This is a genomic window from Bacillus sp. B-jedd (assembly GCF_000821085.1).
Lineage (GTDB): Bacteria > Bacillota > Bacilli > Bacillales > Cytobacillaceae > Bacillus_D.
Genome location: NZ_CCXR01000001.1, coordinates 886,851 through 904,143, shown reverse-complemented (window position 1 = coordinate 904,143; position 17,293 = coordinate 886,851). Strand labels below are relative to the sequence as shown.

General features: G+C 44.4%; 17 protein-coding genes and 1 other annotated feature. Of the genes, 3 read left to right on the top strand and 14 right to left on the bottom strand.

From position 1 onward, the window contains the following. Window positions 1–198: 198 nt before the first annotated feature. Window positions 199–1,845, bottom strand: coding sequence for a peptide ABC transporter substrate-binding protein (locus tag BN1002_RS04575; RefSeq protein WP_048823829.1), 1,647 nt, complete (start codon window positions 1,843–1,845; stop codon window positions 199–201). 478 nt (window positions 1,846–2,323) lie between these two features. Further along, window positions 2,324–2,542 (top strand) — a binding site (T-box leader). 56 nt (window positions 2,543–2,598) lie between these two features. On the opposite strand from BN1002_RS04575, the gene trpS reads away from it, so the two are divergent. After that, window positions 2,599–3,594, top strand: coding sequence for a tryptophan--tRNA ligase (trpS, locus tag BN1002_RS04570; protein ID WP_148362854.1), 996 nt, complete (start codon window positions 2,599–2,601; stop codon window positions 3,592–3,594). Window positions 3,595–3,649: 55 nt separating this feature from the next. Here the strand turns inward: trpS and BN1002_RS04565 are convergent, their stop codons facing one another. The 10 genes from BN1002_RS04565 to BN1002_RS04520 all read right to left on the bottom strand — a co-directional run bounded on the left by BN1002_RS04565 (window position 3,650) and on the right by BN1002_RS04520 (window position 14,522). Further along, complete coding sequence (locus BN1002_RS04565) at window positions 3,650–4,396, bottom strand: YjbA family protein (protein ID WP_048823826.1); 747 nt, start codon at window positions 4,394–4,396, stop codon at window positions 3,650–3,652. A gap of 87 nt (window positions 4,397–4,483) precedes the next feature. Then, entirely contained in the window at window positions 4,484–4,699 is a 216-nt protein-coding gene (locus tag BN1002_RS04560; RefSeq protein ID WP_197072740.1) for a YuzI family membrane protein, read from the bottom strand. Window positions 4,700–4,851: 152 nt separating this feature from the next. After that, window positions 4,852–5,763, bottom strand: a complete 912-nt coding sequence (opp4C, locus tag BN1002_RS04555; RefSeq protein ID WP_048823825.1) for an oligopeptide ABC transporter permease — start codon at window positions 5,761–5,763, stop codon at window positions 4,852–4,854. Window positions 5,764–5,775: 12 nt separating this feature from the next. After that, complete coding sequence (gene opp4B / locus BN1002_RS04550; protein WP_048823824.1) at window positions 5,776–6,741, bottom strand: oligopeptide ABC transporter permease; 966 nt, start codon at window positions 6,739–6,741, stop codon at window positions 5,776–5,778. A 285-nt stretch (window positions 6,742–7,026) separates the two neighbouring features. After that, window positions 7,027–8,739 (bottom strand): oligopeptide ABC transporter substrate-binding protein, encoded by a 1,713-nt coding sequence (opp4A, locus tag BN1002_RS04545; RefSeq protein ID WP_048823823.1) that lies wholly within the window; start codon window positions 8,737–8,739, stop codon window positions 7,027–7,029. A 200-nt stretch (window positions 8,740–8,939) separates the two neighbouring features. After that, complete coding sequence (locus BN1002_RS04540; protein ID WP_048823822.1) at window positions 8,940–9,953, bottom strand: ABC transporter ATP-binding protein; 1,014 nt, start codon at window positions 9,951–9,953, stop codon at window positions 8,940–8,942. Beyond that, window positions 9,950–10,978: an ABC transporter ATP-binding protein gene (locus BN1002_RS04535; protein ID WP_048823821.1), complete on the bottom strand. Its 1,029-nt coding sequence runs from the start codon at window positions 10,976–10,978 to the stop codon at window positions 9,950–9,952. Before BN1002_RS04535 ends, BN1002_RS04540 begins: the two co-directional genes overlap by 4 nt. 150 nt (window positions 10,979–11,128) lie before the next feature. Then, window positions 11,129–11,917 (bottom strand): DUF2268 domain-containing putative Zn-dependent protease, encoded by a 789-nt coding sequence (locus BN1002_RS04530; RefSeq protein WP_148362730.1) that lies wholly within the window; start codon window positions 11,915–11,917, stop codon window positions 11,129–11,131. Between the two features lie 178 nt (window positions 11,918–12,095). After that, window positions 12,096–13,334: a beta-ketoacyl-ACP synthase II gene (gene fabF, locus BN1002_RS04525; RefSeq protein ID WP_048823818.1), complete on the bottom strand. Its 1,239-nt coding sequence runs from the start codon at window positions 13,332–13,334 to the stop codon at window positions 12,096–12,098. 255 nt (window positions 13,335–13,589) lie between these two features. Next, entirely contained in the window at window positions 13,590–14,522 is a 933-nt protein-coding gene (locus BN1002_RS04520) for a beta-ketoacyl-ACP synthase III (RefSeq protein WP_048823817.1), read from the bottom strand. Window positions 14,523–14,713: 191 nt separating this feature from the next. Here BN1002_RS04520 and BN1002_RS04515 point away from each other — a divergent pair, with 191 nt between their 5' ends. Continuing rightward, a complete protein-coding gene (locus BN1002_RS04515) occupies window positions 14,714–14,977 on the top strand; it encodes a hypothetical protein (RefSeq protein WP_048823816.1) in 264 nt (87 codons plus the stop codon). A 22-nt stretch (window positions 14,978–14,999) separates the two neighbouring features. On the opposite strand, the gene BN1002_RS04510 is transcribed toward BN1002_RS04515, so the two are convergent. Both BN1002_RS04510 and BN1002_RS04505 read right to left on the bottom strand, forming a co-directional pair. After that, entirely contained in the window at window positions 15,000–15,536 is a 537-nt protein-coding gene (locus BN1002_RS04510) for a hypothetical protein (RefSeq protein ID WP_048823815.1), read from the bottom strand. Between the two features lie 206 nt (window positions 15,537–15,742). Then, window positions 15,743–16,471: an alpha/beta hydrolase gene (locus BN1002_RS04505; protein ID WP_048823814.1), complete on the bottom strand. Its 729-nt coding sequence runs from the start codon at window positions 16,469–16,471 to the stop codon at window positions 15,743–15,745. A 219-nt stretch (window positions 16,472–16,690) separates the two neighbouring features. Between BN1002_RS04505 and BN1002_RS04500 the strand changes: the two genes are divergently transcribed. Further along, on the top strand, window positions 16,691–16,873 hold the full coding sequence (locus tag BN1002_RS04500) for a YjzD family protein (protein WP_048823813.1): 183 nt from the start codon (window positions 16,691–16,693) through the stop codon (window positions 16,871–16,873). A 199-nt stretch (window positions 16,874–17,072) separates the two neighbouring features. Here the strand turns inward: BN1002_RS04500 and BN1002_RS04495 are convergent, their stop codons facing one another. Continuing rightward, window positions 17,073–17,252 carry a YjzC family protein gene (locus tag BN1002_RS04495; RefSeq protein ID WP_048823812.1) on the bottom strand — a complete coding sequence of 60 codons (180 nt, stop codon included), beginning with the start codon at window positions 17,250–17,252 and terminating at the stop codon, window positions 17,073–17,075. Between the last annotated feature and the right edge of the window lie 41 nt (window positions 17,253–17,293).

The following is a 17,293-nucleotide window of genomic DNA, read 5'->3' as shown; positions in this document are numbered from 1 at the left end:
CAGACTGAATCGGCCAATATTTTCCTATAACTCTGAAAGCCTAGAAAAACTTGGCATTCAAACGCCAAGTCTCTGAAAGAATGCCTAATTTTTTCTATACTTCAGAATATTTTTCAAATATACCCGAATTCAGAAAGGAAGGTATATGGGATCCACGCCCATATACCTGCCTCTAAAATTAATGCTAATTATTCATTTTTACTCGAATTTAGCCCACTTCAACTGGACATCGCCCAGACCGGATACAACTACATCCTTAAGTTTGTCATTCTTAACCCAAACGTTAGTGTAGAAGTAGATTGGTGCAACTGGCATTTCGTCCATGAAAATTGATTCTGCTTTCTTCAGCATTTCAAGGCGCTTATCAGCATCGCCTTCTTTTTGTGAATCAATCAGAAGCTGTTTGTATTCAGCATTTTCCCAGAATGTATCGTTGTTACCGCCGTTTTTGTCACGGAACATTTCAAGGAAGTTGATTGGGTCGTTGAAATCGCCGAGCCATCCCATACGTCCAACCATGTAATCGCCTTTGTGCATTTTATCGATGTAAACTGCCCACTCAGCGTTATCAAGGGTAACTTCAACGCCAAGCTCCTTCTTCCACATATCCTGGATTGCCTGTGCAATCTTTTGGTGTGCTTCAGAAGTATTGTAGGACAGAGTGATAGGAGGAAGCTCGGAAACATCTTTGTAGCCAAGTTCCTTCAATCCTGTCTCCAGGAATTCCTTTGCCTTAGCAACATCTTTGTCGTTGTAATAGCCTTTATCATTTTCTTTGATCATGGAAGGCGGTACGATTGCCATTGCAGGAACCTGGCCGCCCTGAGTGATATTTTCTACAACTGCCTTGCGGTCAATCGCATAAGCAAGTGCTTTACGGATGTTTTTGTTGTTCAATGGCGGCTTTTCAGTCTGGAACTTATACCAGTAAGTACCAGCAATTGGCTTGATATTCAGGTTGCCGGCATCCTTCAGCTGCTTAAGAGCGTCTGTTGGAAGTGTGCCGAACGGTGAACCAGCCCAGTCAAGTTCGCCATTATCGAACATTGACAATTCAGTATTCGGGTCATTGATCATGAACATTTCGACTTTAGTCAGGCTGACTGCGTCAGCATCCCAGTAGTCTTCGTTCTTTTCAATAACGATTTTGTCCTGGTGAGCCCATTCAGAAAGTTTGAAAGGTCCGTTGGACACATAGTCATCGCCCGCTTCTGTATACCACTTGTCATTTGCTGTAGCTACCTTCTCGTTTACTGGGAAGTAAGTATAGAAAGCAGTCAACTCAAGGAAGTATGGAGTCGGGTTTTCAAGGGTAACAACGAGTGTCTTTTCATCCTTTGCTTCAACACCAAGTGTTTCAGGCTTCGCTTTTCCTTCGTTGATAGCCTGGCCACCCTTCACATAGTAAAGCTGGTAAGCATACTGTGACTGGTTGGCAGGGTCAAGAGCCCATTTCCAAGCATAGACGAAATCGGATGCCTTTACAGGATCGCCGTTTGTCCACTTTGCATCGCGGAGCTTGAACGTGTACTGTGTAAGGTCATCGGATACCTCGATGTCTTCAGCCATAGCAGGCTGTGGCTTGCCATCCTTATCGATACGGGTCAAGCCTTCAAAAGTTTGGAGAAGTACTCCTCCGGATGTTGAATCGTTAGCCAGTCCCGGATGAAGGGAGAATGGCTCGGAGTTGATATTGACGCGCATTTCCTGCGGCACATCGGACTTTTTATCGCCTTCCTTGCCTTTGTCCTTGTCGCCATCGGCTTTTTCGCCGCCGCCGCACGCTGCAAGGAACAAGCTCATTACGAGAAGCATACTGAAAAAGATGGAAAATCTTTTCTTCACGAATTTACCCCCCTAGTACTTAATATTTTGCCCAAACGGACGTCACTGAACTGTCTGTCACTCCCATACATTTGTTCATACAGCGCGTAATGATTTAATAATCTGACAATTCAATGTAAAAAGAATTGAAAGACTATTAAAAAAGCAATAAAAAAAGCAACTTTATAGCTTTGCAGATACTAAGATCTCCACAGTTATAAACCGGCTTTTTCAATTGCTCCGGCTGCGATACACACAATTGTAATAAATGTGACAATTCCGTAAAGTCATCGTTTGTTACGTTTATTATAAATAGTTTAAAACTGTAATGCAAGTACGAAATTGTCTTAGATTGTCATTATGCTAATATACTTTTCCTGCCCGCCCTTTCAATTTAGTTGTAAGCAGCGGTTTTTAAAGATAGAATAACCGGCAAAAACTCTGTTTATTCACTTGATTTTGTCATGACATTGATGTATTTTAATACTACAAACTAAATGATAAGGCATTGATGAAGAAGAGTACTGTTTGGCATCGGTTTTTAGAGAGTTTGTGGCAGGTGGGAACAAACAACCGGCATTCAGGAATGGGCTTCTGAGCCCCGGGAAGGAAGTTTAGTATGTCCCGGCGCATGCCAGGCGTTATTCTGGCAGCCCTCATGCGGGGGAAAGAGGCTTTTTAGCAATTAGGGTGGCACCGCGGACCATTCGTCCCTATACATTGGGGATGAATGGTCTTTTTTTATTATTTTTAAAAAATAAAAAGGAGGCGTCTATAGTGAAAACCATATTTTCCGGCATCCAGCCAAGCGGTACAATTACGCTTGGAAACTATATTGGAGCTCTTAAGCAATTCGTTGAGCTTCAGGAGGACTATAACTGTTATTTCTGCATTGTCGATCAACATGCGATTACCGTTCCGCAAGATCGTCTTGAATTGAGGAAAAATATTCGCAGTCTTGCCGCCCTGTATCTTGCGGTTGGCCTTGATCCGGACAGAGCAACCCTGTTCATCCAATCCGAAGTTCCTGCACATGCACAGGCTGGATGGATGATGCAATGCATCTCTTATATTGGGGAACTGGAGAGAATGACGCAGTTCAAGGATAAATCCGCAGGTAAGGATGCCGTCTCAGCAGGCCTGTTGACCTATCCTCCACTAATGGTTGCCGATATCCTATTATATAGCACAGACCTCGTGCCTGTCGGAGAGGACCAAAAGCAGCATTTGGAACTTACGAGGGATCTAGCCGAACGTTTCAATAAACGGTATAGCGAGATTTTCACCATCCCCGAGGTCCGCATTCCTGAAGTTGGCGCCAAGATTATGTCCCTTCAGGAGCCAACGAAAAAGATGAGTAAATCTGATCCAAATACTAAGGCATTTATATCAATCCTAGATGAACCGAAAGTGATTGAAAAGAAAATTAAAAGCGCAGTAACAGATTCCGAGGGAAATGTCCGCTTTGATAAGGAGCATAAGCCTGGAGTTTCAAACCTGATGACGATTTACTCCATCCTTGGCGGAAAAACAATTGAAGAAATTCAAGCTGCATATGAAGGTAAGGGCTATGGAGAATTCAAGGCGGATCTGGCTCAAGTAGTCATTGCAGCGCTAAAGCCAATCCAGGATCGTTATCACGAATTAATGGAGTCATCTGAACTCGATGATATTCTTGATTTTGGGGCTGAAAAAGCGAACCGCACTGCGTCGAAAATGCTCAAGAAAATGGAAAACGCGATGGGGCTTGGCAGAAAACGTCGAAAATAAGGAAAAATCGTAAAAAGGCATTCACCAACTTTCGCGGCGAATGCCTTTTTGATTGTCAATTTACTTTCGGCCCGTGTTCCATTTCCCACAGTTTCTCAAAAAAAGGTTGTCCTTTAATTAAATTTTCGCAAAATCCTTCATGTTTTTTGCTCCAGCCTAATTTAATTTCTTCATATAATTCACGCCATGCTTCCTCAAATCCCATCGTTTGGATCATTGAGTAATTTTCAGGACACCATTCTGTATACCAGTAGCGGATTTCTGCTTCATTTCCGATTGATTGCAGCTGGTCGAGTGCCATGAACAATAGCTGTTTAAGCTGGCGCTCCTTTCTTGTAAGCCCAGTCATCAAATCGGGTTCCGGGGATAATAGATGAAATTCTTTTGCCAGATGGCCTTGTTTGAATTTGTAATTAACAGCTTCAACGTTTTCCAGCATTTCATACACAAGCTGTTCCTGCCTGGGGATCAGGCGGCTTTTTCTCACAGGGATATTATAACCAATCGTATCCACAGCGAGAATTTCTTGCCCATCACTTATGATGAAGCAGTATTCAAGCTGGATTCTTTCATGATTTTTCCGAATATAAGCTTTTTGGTAAATATCATCCAACATTTGTTGGGGAAGCTGCGCCAAATCGCTTTCAATGTAATGGAAGAGAACCGGATCCACTTTTAAAAGCGGTACCTGATCGAGCAGCTCAACTCCGTCATCTTTCCTCCATTCATGAAAATGGCAGACATTATAGCCATTTTCTTCCCCTTCAAACCAGTTGACCCAGACATCATGAAGATATAACATCATCCGACCCCTCACTTCAGATTCCATTTGTCATTCAGTATAGGCAGTCATAAGTTAAATTATTCCTTAAATGAAGCTGGATTCCAATCATTCTTCCATGAGCTTTCCGGGGAGGAAAATACTTATTAATACGATTGCGATTCCGGCAGGCAGCAAGTAACACTCTGGTTTGTCGGAAATGAATCGAAAATATTCGCTATATCCCATGCCGGATGAAAAAACATTTAAATAGGCAATCAAACTGATTCCGCCCGATACAGAAAGTCCAAATCCTATTAGAAAGAAAAATGCCCTAATCGCCATGGTGACGGCCCCAATCCATATAGTTGCCCCCTGCTAGTCCGCTTTCTTCATATATATGGCCGTTCCTTTCGGATATGTATACTCACTTGAACTATATAGCCGATTTTCTATTGAAGAACATAAAAAAATCTACCATTTTGGGATGGTAGATTTTATCTTCGTGATTTAGGGTTGAAAGCGTCTTTCAGTCCCTCACCTATGAAGTTGATTGAAAGGATGGTAAAGGTAATGACCAATGCCGGTGGTACCCATATCCATGGCTTGCCTTGTAAAACATCCGGTTCGTTTGCGGAGGACAGCATGTTCCCCCAGCTTGGGACTTCCTGCGGAACACCAAAGCCAAGATAGCTAAGTGCCGACTCAATGACGATCATACTGGCAAACAGGATGGTCGCCTGGACGATAATCGTTGACATGACGTTTGGCAGCAGATGTTTTGTTATTACTTTGTAAGGAGAACAGCCAATTGATACAGCTGCGGTGATATACTCGTTTTCCTTTTCCGCAAGAATTTTACTGCGTACAATCCTCGCGACCCCTCCCCAGCTTAGCAAGCTGATTGTCCCGACCAGAACCCAGACTCCGGAAACAAGTCCGAACAAAATGGCGTTCAAAACGATGACAAAGACAAGAAATGGAAAGTTAAGGATAAAGTCTGTGAACCTCATCAGCAGGCTGTCAACAGTGCCTCCAAAATAACCGGCAATCGAGCCGATGACTGTACCAAGCATGATGACAAAAAATGTACAGGACAATCCAACCATCAAAGAGATTCGACCGCCATAAAGGAGCCGAGTGAAAACATCCCTTCCGCTCTTATCTGTGCCAAGCCAGTGTTCGGCGGATGGTTTCAACGACATTTGCCCAATGTTGATCCTTGTTATGTCAGCAGTTGTAATAAATGGTGCCAAGAAAGAGAAGATTGCCACGATAACGAGGAAAACCAAGCTCACCATGGCCAATTTGTTCTTCATGAACTTTTTCCTGGCAAGCTGCATTGGCGACAGGCTTCTCTTTGGTGGCGCCGAGTTCAGTTCTGTATCTTTTTGAGTTGCAATTTCCATTATCTGTCCCCCCTAATCCAGCCTGATTCGCGGATCGACAACGCCATATAAAAGGTCCGCTATCAGGTTGCCAACCAATGTCATCAATGAAAAGAACATCGTTAGCGCCATCATGACGGGATAATCCCTTGTATTTACTGACTCAAGGAATAACTTGCCGATTCCGGGATAGGTAAAGATCGTTTCTGTAATAATCGCCCCGCTGATGATTGCGACAATATCAAAACCTAAAAAGGTAATGAGCGGGATAATGGAGTTACGCAAAATATGCACGTTGTAAATACGGCTTTCCGGTGTCCCCTTTGCCCTTGCAGTCCTAACATAATCCTTGCGGCTGTTTTCAATAATGTCATTCCGCAAAAATTGTGTATAACTGGCCGTACTTAATGCACCTAACACGAGTGCCGGAAGCAGTACGTGATGAAGCTTGCTCAAATACCAGTCAAGGGTTCCCTGGGTGATTGTAATATCGACCGAGCCGTTGGATGGAAACCAGTTTAGCTTGAAGGAAAAAATATAAATGGCAAATACTGCGGCTACAAACGAAGGAATCGACAGCCCGGCATAGTTGAATCCGCCAATCGCGTTATCAAGAAACGTATAAGGCTTCCTTCCCGCATAAGTGCCCATAATGAACGCAAGGACATATGTAATCAAAATCGCAGTCCCGCCAAGCATAATTGTGTTTGGCAGTTTTTCACTGATTACTTCAGAAACTGGTATTTTATATCGGGTAGATTTCCCGAAATCCCCCTGCGCAAAGTCGGTAATCCAGTTAAAGTACTGGACAGGCAGCGGATCGTAATAGCCAAGCTTTTGTCTCATTTCCTCAATATAGCGAGGGTCAGTATTGTTTGGGTCAATTTCTCCACTGAGGGAGTCTCCCGGCATCAGCTTCGCCAAGGTGAACACCACAATGGAGATAAGGAGCAACATTGGGATCATGCCCAACAATCTACGGAGTGTATACTTCAACATATGCATTCTCCTTACCTTTACTACGTCTTGGGTGCTTCTTTCACCTCATTTGGGATAGAGAGAAAGGCCCCGCCTAAACTATCATTCTTCAAGCTTCAACTTTCGGGATGGTTGTCCCATTAAATCTTCCGGTAAATCAGTAAACTTAACCGCGGGAGAAATCCGCGGTTAAGTCTTTGCCATTCAGGCATTCACTGAATTTCCTGCTATAGGCTGGTTATTAAACCGGCTTTTAACGGAACTGTCCATCAGCGGCGAAGCCGCCGCTGAAGGGAGTTTCATTCATTACTGCTTAATCCACCACTCGTGAGGGCGGTTAGATCCGGAAACGTCATACTTAACGTCTTGTACACGCTTGTTGACGGCAACGATTTCTTCAAGCTCAGCGATTGGAAGAGCTGGAAGCTCATCCATGAAGTTCTTTTGCCATTCAACATAAAGCTCTTTACGCTTTTCCTGGTCAGTTCCGACAACACTCATATCAAGTGCGTCATCAAGTAGCTTGTCGCTCTTTTCGTTAACCCAGCGAGGGTAGTTCCAAAGTGCATCTGATCTCCACAGGCCGGATGGATCTGGATCTGATCCTGTTGACCAGCCTCCGAAGAATACTTCCATCTTCTTGTCGGACTTTTCAAGCATGTCATAGTAAAGGCCAGCATCAGTCATAGTCAGCTTCGTCTTCAGGCCGATATCTTCCCAATATTGAGTCAACGCTTTAGCACGTGCTTCGAATGTTGGGTTTTGAGTCGCATAGTGTGAGAAGTTTACAACGAATGGCTTTCCGTTAGGATCTTCACGGAACTTGTCTCCGTCTACATCCTTCCAGCCAGCATCATCAAGAATTTTCTTTGCTTTTTCAGGGTCATACTCAAATTGCTCAAGGTCTTTATTGTCAGCCGCGATCCAGTGGTTTGTCGGGATTGGACGGTTAACAGGCTTACCTACGCCGAAGAAGAATGCTTTAACCCACTCTTCGCGGTTAATTGCATAGTACATCGCGCGGCGAAGTTCTTTATCCTGGTACTTAGGCTCGTTCATGACGTTTTTCTTGCCATCCCAGTTACCAAGCTTGAAACCAACATAGTAGTAGGAAAGGCCAGGGTATTTCACAACATTTACGTTGTCAATTGCTTCAACCTGCTCCACAATGCTTGGGTGGAAAGACGTCATATCAAGAGTTCCGTTTTGAAGTTCACCAACAGTCAAGGACGGATCGATAACCTTCATGACAACTTTCTCGATGTGCGGTTTTCCATTGAAGTACTCATCGAAGCGCTCAAGCTCGACAGACTCACCAGGGACGATTTTGGAAACCTTGAATGGACCAAGTCCAACCGGCTTCGTGCGGACTTGCTCAGAAGCCATCATGTCTTTAACAGCAACGCCTTCGAATTCCTTGCGGGACATCGCGTAAGTCCAGAAGTTTTCGAGGTTGTTCACGCGTGCTTTGTCAAAAGTGACTTCCATCTCATAGTCGTTGATGATTTTGATACCGGAAATGGAATCAGCTTTTCCTTCTTTGTATGCAGGGACGCCTTCAACAGTTTGAACGTTGACATAGCGTGGTCCGTCATAGTCTTTGTCAGCAAGGACTTTGATGGCGAATTCCCAGTCCTGGATCTTAAGTTCTTCGCCATTGTGCCATTTTACGCCTTCTTTGATCTTGAACTTGAAAACCTTGTTGTCGTTAGTTTCCCAAGATGCGATATAAGGCTGAGGCTTCAGGTTCTCATCAAAATCGATAAGGTTTTCATCGAAGAAATCGATGACGTAGGCATCAGTTTGTGTTCCGTAGAAGTTGATGTTGAATTTTCCTTCTGGCTCGGAATCAAGCGAGTAAACAAGTGTTCCGCCATCTTGCGGCTTGTCTGTTGCTTCTTCCTTCTTGCCTTCGTTACCCTTTTTCGTATTACCGGCTTTTTCGCCGCCGCTGCATGCAGCCAAGAACATGGATAAAACCAATACTAGCGCAGACAGCCATAACCAACTTTTCCTCATTGTGTTCCCCCCATTTAAGTATTGGTAAATCTTCCGTCCAGGAATTTGGACGATTAAAACATAGTTAGCGCCAAGGCACTCGCCATGTTTTTATAAAGTAAAAGAGTTTAGGCTCTTTACTTAGCGAATTCGTGCTTCGGATGGAAGCCCTTTGTCTTCTTAATTCCCATTCAGTTCACGGTATATTTGAGCCGTTCCTTTTAATAAAGGTGGCAAGCCACACTGTGGGACGGCTTCACCTCCTTTAATTCAGGCTTTGTAACAGAACATTGCTCCATCGCCATCGGGCAGCGCGGATGGAACGGACAGCCTGAAGGAGGATTCAATGGACTCGGCACATCGCCAGTCAGAATGATCCGCTCTTTCTTTTTCCTTGGATCAGGAGAAGGAATGGCGGAAATCAATGCCTGGGTGTATGGATGGAGCGGTTCAGCATAAAGGCTGTCTTTATCCGCAATCTCAACCATATTCCCAAGGTACATGACTCCAATCCGGTCGCTCATATGCTTTACGACACTCAAATCGTGGGCAATGAACAAGAAGGTGAGGTCAAATTCTTCCTGAAGATCCTTCAATAAATTGAGAACCTGTGACTGGACCGATACGTCCAGGGCGGATACAGGCTCATCGGCGATAATCAACTTCGGCCTCAGTGCCAGGGCACGGGCGATGCCGATCCTTTGCCTTTGCCCGCCGGAAAACTCATGAGCATATTTGAAATATGCATCCTCGGGAAGGCCTACCTTTTCCAAGAGGTCCAACACTTCTTTTTTCAGTTCTTCTTTTGGCTTTTTCGTAAAGTTATAGATTGGTTCAGCGATAATGTCGCCGACCATCTGCATCGGATTCAGTGAGGCGTATGGATCCTGGAAAACCATCTGCAGGTCCGCCCTAATATCTCTTAGTGTCTTTCCGCTGACATTCGTTATATCCTTGCCGTCAAAAATGATTTTTCCGGCAGTAGGGCGAAGGAGCCTCAGGATTGTACGTCCAGCTGTTGATTTTCCACAGCCAGACTCTCCGACAAGTCCGAGCGTTTCCCCTTTTTTGATTTCAAAGGAAATATCGTCGACCGCTTTAACGTTTCCGACAGTCCTTCTGAAAAACCCGCCTTTGACAGGATAATAGGTTTTGAGATTTTTAATTTCCAGTAAAATTTCATGGCCGGACACGTTGTTGTCTTGCTTCTGTTCCACTGTTGTAATTCCGCTCATCGGCCCGTCACTCCTTCCTTCGGCCTGCTGGATTCAAAGAGCAGGCAGGCTACCTTGTGGCCGTCGCCGCTGTCAGCCAGAAGAGGGGTGACAGTATGGCACTCAGGCATGGCCATTGGGCAGCGGTTGGCGAATCTGCAGCCTGTCTTTGGCATGTTGGTAAGTGAAGGGACGATACCCTGGATAGAGCTTAAGCGCTCTGTTTCATCTTCCATTTTCGGAATGGCTCCGAGCAAAAGGGTTGTGTATGGATGCTTCGGATTGTAAAAAAGGGTTTCCGCATCCGTGTGCTCCACAATCCTTCCGGCGTACATAACGATGATTTCGTCACACATTTCGGCGACAACGCCGAGGTCATGCGTGATTAGGATGACAGACATATCATTGACTTCCTGAATTTCTTTTATCAGTTCTAGTATCTGAGCTTGTACTGTCACGTCAAGCGCAGTTGTCGGCTCGTCCGCTATAAGAAGCTTCGGCTGGCAAGCGATTGCAATCGCGATCATGACCCGCTGCCTCATACCGCCAGACAACTGGTGCGGATATTCATCGACTATTTTTTCAGGCCGCGAAATGCCTACACTTTTCAGGAGGGCAACCGCTTTTTGGCGTGCCTCCTTTTTGGTTATTTTCTGATGGTTTAAAAGTACTTCCTGGATTTGCGACCCGATTGTGAATACCGGGTTCAGCGATGTCATCGGCTCCTGGAAAATCATTGATATATCTTTGCCTCTGACTTTATTAATCTGGTTTTCATTCAGCTGTTCTATATGTATTCCATCGAAAACAATCTCTCCGGATTTGATCTTTCCGATTCCCTTTGGCAAAAGCTGCATGATGGAAAGGCTCATGACCGATTTCCCACAGCCCGATTCACCGACCACTCCGACTATCTGCCGCGGTTTTACTGAAAATGAGACATTGTCGACAGCATTATAATAAGCTCCGTCAATGTCAAAAGCAGTCTCCAAATTTTTAACTTCCAGTAATGGTGCAGCGCTTTGTTGAAATTTTTTTGTGCTCATACGACACCCTCTTACTTTTCAATTATTCTGTCAATTCATTATATTTTAATAAAATACTATTACAAATTTGTTACAATTGCAAGGATTTTTTGTTTTTATTTCCCAACAACCCCAAAAAATTAGAAAACCCACTGCTGTGGGCCTACATACCTAATTTTCATTTTCCCCTAGTGTTATAAAGGTTTTTTCACTAATTTCGAATGATTTTTCCATGGAAAATCCTCTCTGTTTATAATAGTTTTTTACTAGATAAAAACCATAACAGTATCCTAGAAGCGTAGGAACACCTTTACCTCCAAACAGCAACAAATCGTGGATTTTCTCTTTTTTCCTCTTATCTAGATTATTTTGCAATAACAGTTTCCAAAATTTTCTTAACTCCTCTTCTGTATAAAGCTTGCACCATTTTCCCAACATCCCTTCTCCGCATTCCTTAAAGACTGCGTACTCTGCCAAGCCTTCAAGAATCATTGATTCGAGTAGTGTATTTTCTTCCGCTTTCTTACCTCTGGCTTTCAGCCTGCAACAGTGGTGATACTCATGGACAAATAGCGCCTCCAATTCTTCAAGGGCTATTTTCTGTGGCAGAAATAGAAAAAGCTTGTCCGTGTAGGATACTCCGGATTTCACTGGTTCAGCACTCCTCAGGAAACCACTTTTCTTTACAGCTGGAAAAATAAAGACCGGGATGTCTGGCCCCGACCATTTGGCTCTATATTTTGCAAACAGCCTGTTTGTTTTCTTCCAAACATCGCTTTTAATAAATTCGTCCATCTCTGTTTGGCTGAACATCCGCTTTCTGTACATCCCAAAACTGGCTAATTCCTGATAAATTTTATTTTCATGCCCCGGAGGGAAATGTTCTCTCAACCTCTCACATATCACTTCCGGACGTTGCCAGTTCCTCTCTAGCCATTGATCCGTTCCAATAATACCCAATCTCAATGCCCCTTTCACGGTTTCTCCTATATCATATGGGCGGTATACCGGAATGTGCGGAGAATCAAAGCTGGCCCCAAAGGAAATTCAGGCAAAAAAAAGCAGCCCGCAAACTTATCGCGGGCTGCTTTATCTTGTATTCGTTCAGAAATGGCTACTTGCGCCATTCTGAATTATTCTACTCGTACTTTTTAAATGCCAGTGTCGCATTGTGGCCGCCAAAGCCAAGCGAGTTGCTGATAGCCGCTTTGATTTCCCCTTTTCGCGCTTCATTCGGAACATAGTCCAGGTCACATTCGGGATCTGGGGTTTCATAGTTGATTGTAGGCGGAAGGATGGAATCCCTCATAGCAAGAACCGTAAAAATCGCCTCAACGCCGCCGGCCGCCCCAAGTAGATGGCCAGTCATTGATTTAGTTGAACTTACCGCCAGTTTATAGGCATGGCTCCCGAAAACCTCCTTGACTGCGAGGGTTTCGAAACGGTCATTATAATCGGTGCTCGTCCCGTGGGCATTAATGTAATCCACTTCTTCCGGATTCAACCCGCCATCTTCAAGCGCCATCCGCATTGCCCGGACGCCGCCTTCCCCGCCTGGTGCTGGTGCGGTAATATGGTATGCATCTCCTGTCGCACCGTATCCAACGATTTCAGCATAAATTTTTGCGCCCCTTGCTTTTGCATGTTCCAACTCTTCCAGAACAACGATGCCGGCGCCTTCCCCCATGACAAAGCCGTCACGATTTTTATCAAATGGCCTGCTCGCTGTTGCAGGATCGGGATTTGTAGAAAGAGCGGTGTTCGCACAGAAACCGGCAACCGCCATTCGTGTAATTGGCGCCTCAGTCCCGCCTGTCACCATTGCATCAGCATCACCGCGCTGAATTACTTTAAAGGCATCCCCAATGGAATTTGTTCCTGTCGCGCAGGCTGTCACAGTACATGAATTGAACCCTTTTGCTCCAAGCATGATGGAAACTTGGCCGGCAGCCATGTCTGGAATCATCATTGGCACAAAAAATGGACTGACTCTCCTATAGCCCCTCTTTTGGAAAACTTCAAACTGCTGCTCGAATGTTTCCATTCCGCCGATACCCGATCCAATCCAAACACCAACCCTATGGGCATTTTCATCCACAATTGCAAGGCCGGAATCTTTCACTGCCATGAGCGAGGCCGCGACCGCATACTGAGTGAACCGGTCCATCTTCCTTGCCTCTTTTTTCTCCATAAATTCTTCCGGATTGAAGTCATTGATTTGGGCTGCGACTTTTGCCGGATATTCATCCGCATTGATCCTTGTCATTGGCCCTACCCCTGATTTCCCTGCCACAATATTTTGCCAGGTCGTCTCGGCATCATTGCCAAGCGGCGTTACTGCTCCGATTCCTGTTACAACTACCCTACGTTTTGTCACGCAAAGCCAACTCCTTTTTTCCTGAGAAATGATTTCCGTTCATAAATAAATCTTTATCATTCATTTTTTCAAAATAAGCTCATGTAATTGGAGATTGCGATGTGTTTCCGGTCCACAAAGGAAAGCCTCAATAAAAAGCTTCAGAGTGACAGGCAAACTTTACCTGTCGCAAGGCTGTTTATGTCTGTCAAGCGGACTTCTGCTTACAGCGGAGCGCCTGGGCACCTTTCCTTTTAAGTTTGTACTATTACCCAATTATTTTCCCCAGCGGATCGCGATGGCTCCCCATGTAAGCCCGCCGCCGAATCCGACTAGGACGACAACGTCTCCGTCTTTTATTTTGCCCGCTTCCACTTCCTCAACGAGGGAAATCGGAATCGATGCCGCGGAGGTATTCCCGTACTTACTAATTGTATAGGATACTTTTTCGGCAGGCAATTCAAGCCTCTGCCGGGATGCTTCAATAATTCGTATATTTGCCTGATGGGGTACAAGGAAGTCGACATCATCCTTAGTCAGCCCAGCTTTATGAAGGACATTTACACTACTTTCACCCATTTGCCTGACAGCGAACTTGAAAACTTCCCTGCCGTTCATAATGATATATTCATCCTGATAGAGGTGCTTTCCGCCAGTTCCATCTGCGCCCAGTTCAAAAGCTAAAACCCCTTTATCCTCGGATACTTGGCCAAGCACAACCGCGCCCGCGCCGTCGCCAAACAGGACAGCTGTATTCCGGTCATTCCAATCGACAATTTTAGAAAGCTTTTCAACGCCTACTACAAGGACATGCTTATAGACGCCGGTTTCAATAAATTGTTTTCCGGTCACAATTCCGTACATGAATCCAGCACATGCAGCACTAAGGTCCATCGCAGCAGCATTAACAGCTCCTAGTTGTTCCTGGAGCATGCAGGAAACCGTTGGAAACGGTTTGTCAGGTGTTACAGTCGCTACCACGATTAAATCAAGGTCCTCAGGGGTTATACCAGCATTATCAATTGCCCTTTTGGCTGCTTTCACGGCCATATCCGACGTCTCTTCATTTTCAGCGGCAAGCCGCCTTTCTTCTATTCCGGTCCTTGTCCTGATCCACTCATCGGATGTATCCATCCTTTTTTCAAAATCAAAATTGGTCACAACATTTTCCGGTACATATCTTCCTAATCCAATTATGCCAGCTCGCATGGCGGCCAACTCCTTATTATTAAATATAAAATACAGTTTATTATCAATTATTATGACTTGGTACTAATTTTATCAAATAAAAAAGGGCTTTTGCAATAGTTATTTGCCAGATAGCCTATACCCAGTTACATCCACTTCCTTTTCTTCAACATATAGTAAGAATGAGAGATGATAAAAAGGAGGGTGGCGAGGTGGATAATAATTCTAACAGTGCGGACAGGAATGGACAGGATCCTCTTTCCAGAATGATGTTCGGCAAAAGAGAGAGTGGCGAGGCCGGAATGAGTTCAAATGCTCCCCAGTCCCCGCCGGCCGGATTTAACCCGGACCAGGCACAAATCAACTATATCCTTCTGATGGAAGTCATCGACGGCCTGGCAGACATCGCAGATAAATTAAAGCCGGTATTCGCTGATATATATCCTTATATTCAGCAGGCGATTAAAAAGAAATAGCTGCCCACCCATGGCAGCTTTCTTAATTATTTCTTTGATTCGTTTCTTTTTCGAGAAACAAGCTGCCCGCTTCTTTTTTTTCAATGGCCTCCGCAATCTTTTCTGCCGCTTCTTCCAAAATAGGCTGCACATCAGCACACATAAGCCGGCCAAGAACTTGATGTGGCAACTTTGAATCTTCAGAGGCTGCTTCATCGCCCCCGGTACGTTTCAGCCCATACCCTTCTGGGATTTCAGGCAAATAAACTCTTAACATATTTTCAGTTTGTTCTGCTGCCAGTACAGCAGTATCCGCAACTGTCCCACAGTTCGATTCAGCCACTCCCCGCTCGTCCAGACCTACAGGGAGCAAAAGTACCGTAAAACCAGCATGCTCTATTTGAGAAATTGTCCGGCAAGCAGCGGCCCACTTCCCCTTTTCCTTCAGTCCGCAGCTCTTTTCAACATGATAAAAATCATATAGGGAATAGATAACTATATCACTTTGGTCATCCATATGCCGCAAGGCTTCCATATCTGCTTTTGCAAAATTGCTGTTGCGCCCTATTTCAAGCAGCATTTCCTCCTCCAGTGAATCGCTTCTGTCGATAAGAGAAATCCCAATAACCTCATACCCCCGTTCAAGCAATCTTTTGCAAAGCTGAAAGCCTAGTAATTCAAAGGCACCGATGATAATTGCTTTCCCTATCGCAATCGCCCCCCATTTTCCACCTGTCTATCTGTATCCTATGCCTGCAAAGGGAGCATATTCCTCTTCCTTATCCCTTAAAGATTCTTTTCATATCTGGACATATACTTTGCCATATCCATACCGAGCTGTCCTGATTTTTCAGGCAGCAAATACACTTCACTTACAGGAGTTTTTATATTGTAGGAAGCGATGGTACCCTTGCAGGTTCTTGCATGGCTGAAGCTTCTCCCTCCTGATAGGATATAAAAAACTTTCATTGGAATACTTAAATCTAGAACAGGATCTTTCAGGCCGGCAATTTCCTTTTCTGTTTCAGCTTTTATTCCATAAGCATCAGCAATTTCCCGAAAAATCTTCCGGTAAAAAAACTTATTTTCTTTCTCCTGTTCAAGGTGGTGCTTTATTGACAGAATTGGATTAAGAAGGACGATTGACCGTACCCGCTCATTCATTTGCTGTGCGAACCTAAGTGCACAAATCGCCCCCATTCCTTCGGCCAGGATGTGGATTTTCCCATTCAATATTTCGTGTTTCATCACGTAGTCATACAGAGTTAAAGCCAGGTTGACAGCATTTTCAGCCCCCCAATTTTTCCCGTGAAAATTCGAGGTGAAGAGAGTGTATCCCGCTTCCTTTAAATCGTCCAAGATTTGGCGTTTACCGGCATTCTGATTCCAGAAACTTGTCCTTTCATCTACAAAGTGCCGATCATCACCAAAAAATATGATTCCGAATCCTGTCGGTTTTTCCGGGTAGTATATGGTACTCCACTGGCCATCAAGCTGAAAATTCCGGTTTTCCATACAAAAAACTCCTTCTGCCATTCTCCACTCTTATTGTATGTATGCTCGATACATAATGAAATAGGATACTATCCCACCAAGTTACTAAACTTTCCTGTATGTCTGGGCAATAATCCATTCCCCTCTATGTAAGACCTGATGATCAGGTAAGAAAGCGTTTCTTTTTTTTCACTCGTTATGTTAAGATAAAACAAGAGAATACAGGTTGAGGTGACGGATATGCGATATTTTTGGACTTTCTTTTGGGTTTTGCTATTAGTGGAAATGTTAAGCTACGTGGTAACTTCCATGCTGGGCGTTCCATTTGACTACAAAATCGCGGCTATATTGGGGCTGCTGACGACTGTTCTTATTCTAGTTGTACCGGCCATCATTCCGAATGACCCGGTTGATCATCATTAAACATTGACGAAAGGCCATCCTTGCAGGATGACCTTTTTTCATGGGTAAAAAATATTATCACGAAATCTGATAACTCTTCCCTCTTTGCTTTTTAATACCCCGTTCTGAAACTGTTCAACCCCTTGATTATTGGGAAAAACCCTCTAATAGCATTTTTAAACTAAGCATTGTCACTTCCGAAAAGGAAACCGAAAAATCCTCACGGCTTTCTCGTATAAGCCCATAGCCGTTCATGGTTGGAGGCCTCAGGAAAGCGCTGCCCCTTCTTCAAGTACAGTTTTTGCGGATTCATCACTGGGCTTCCAGTGTCCCCTATTTCGATATACGTGCCGTTATTCGGTGCTTTCTGGCCTGGTTTGAACTGATGATTCTGTCCCATACGATCCACTCCTTTTAATAAATCCTTCAATTTTTATTTTT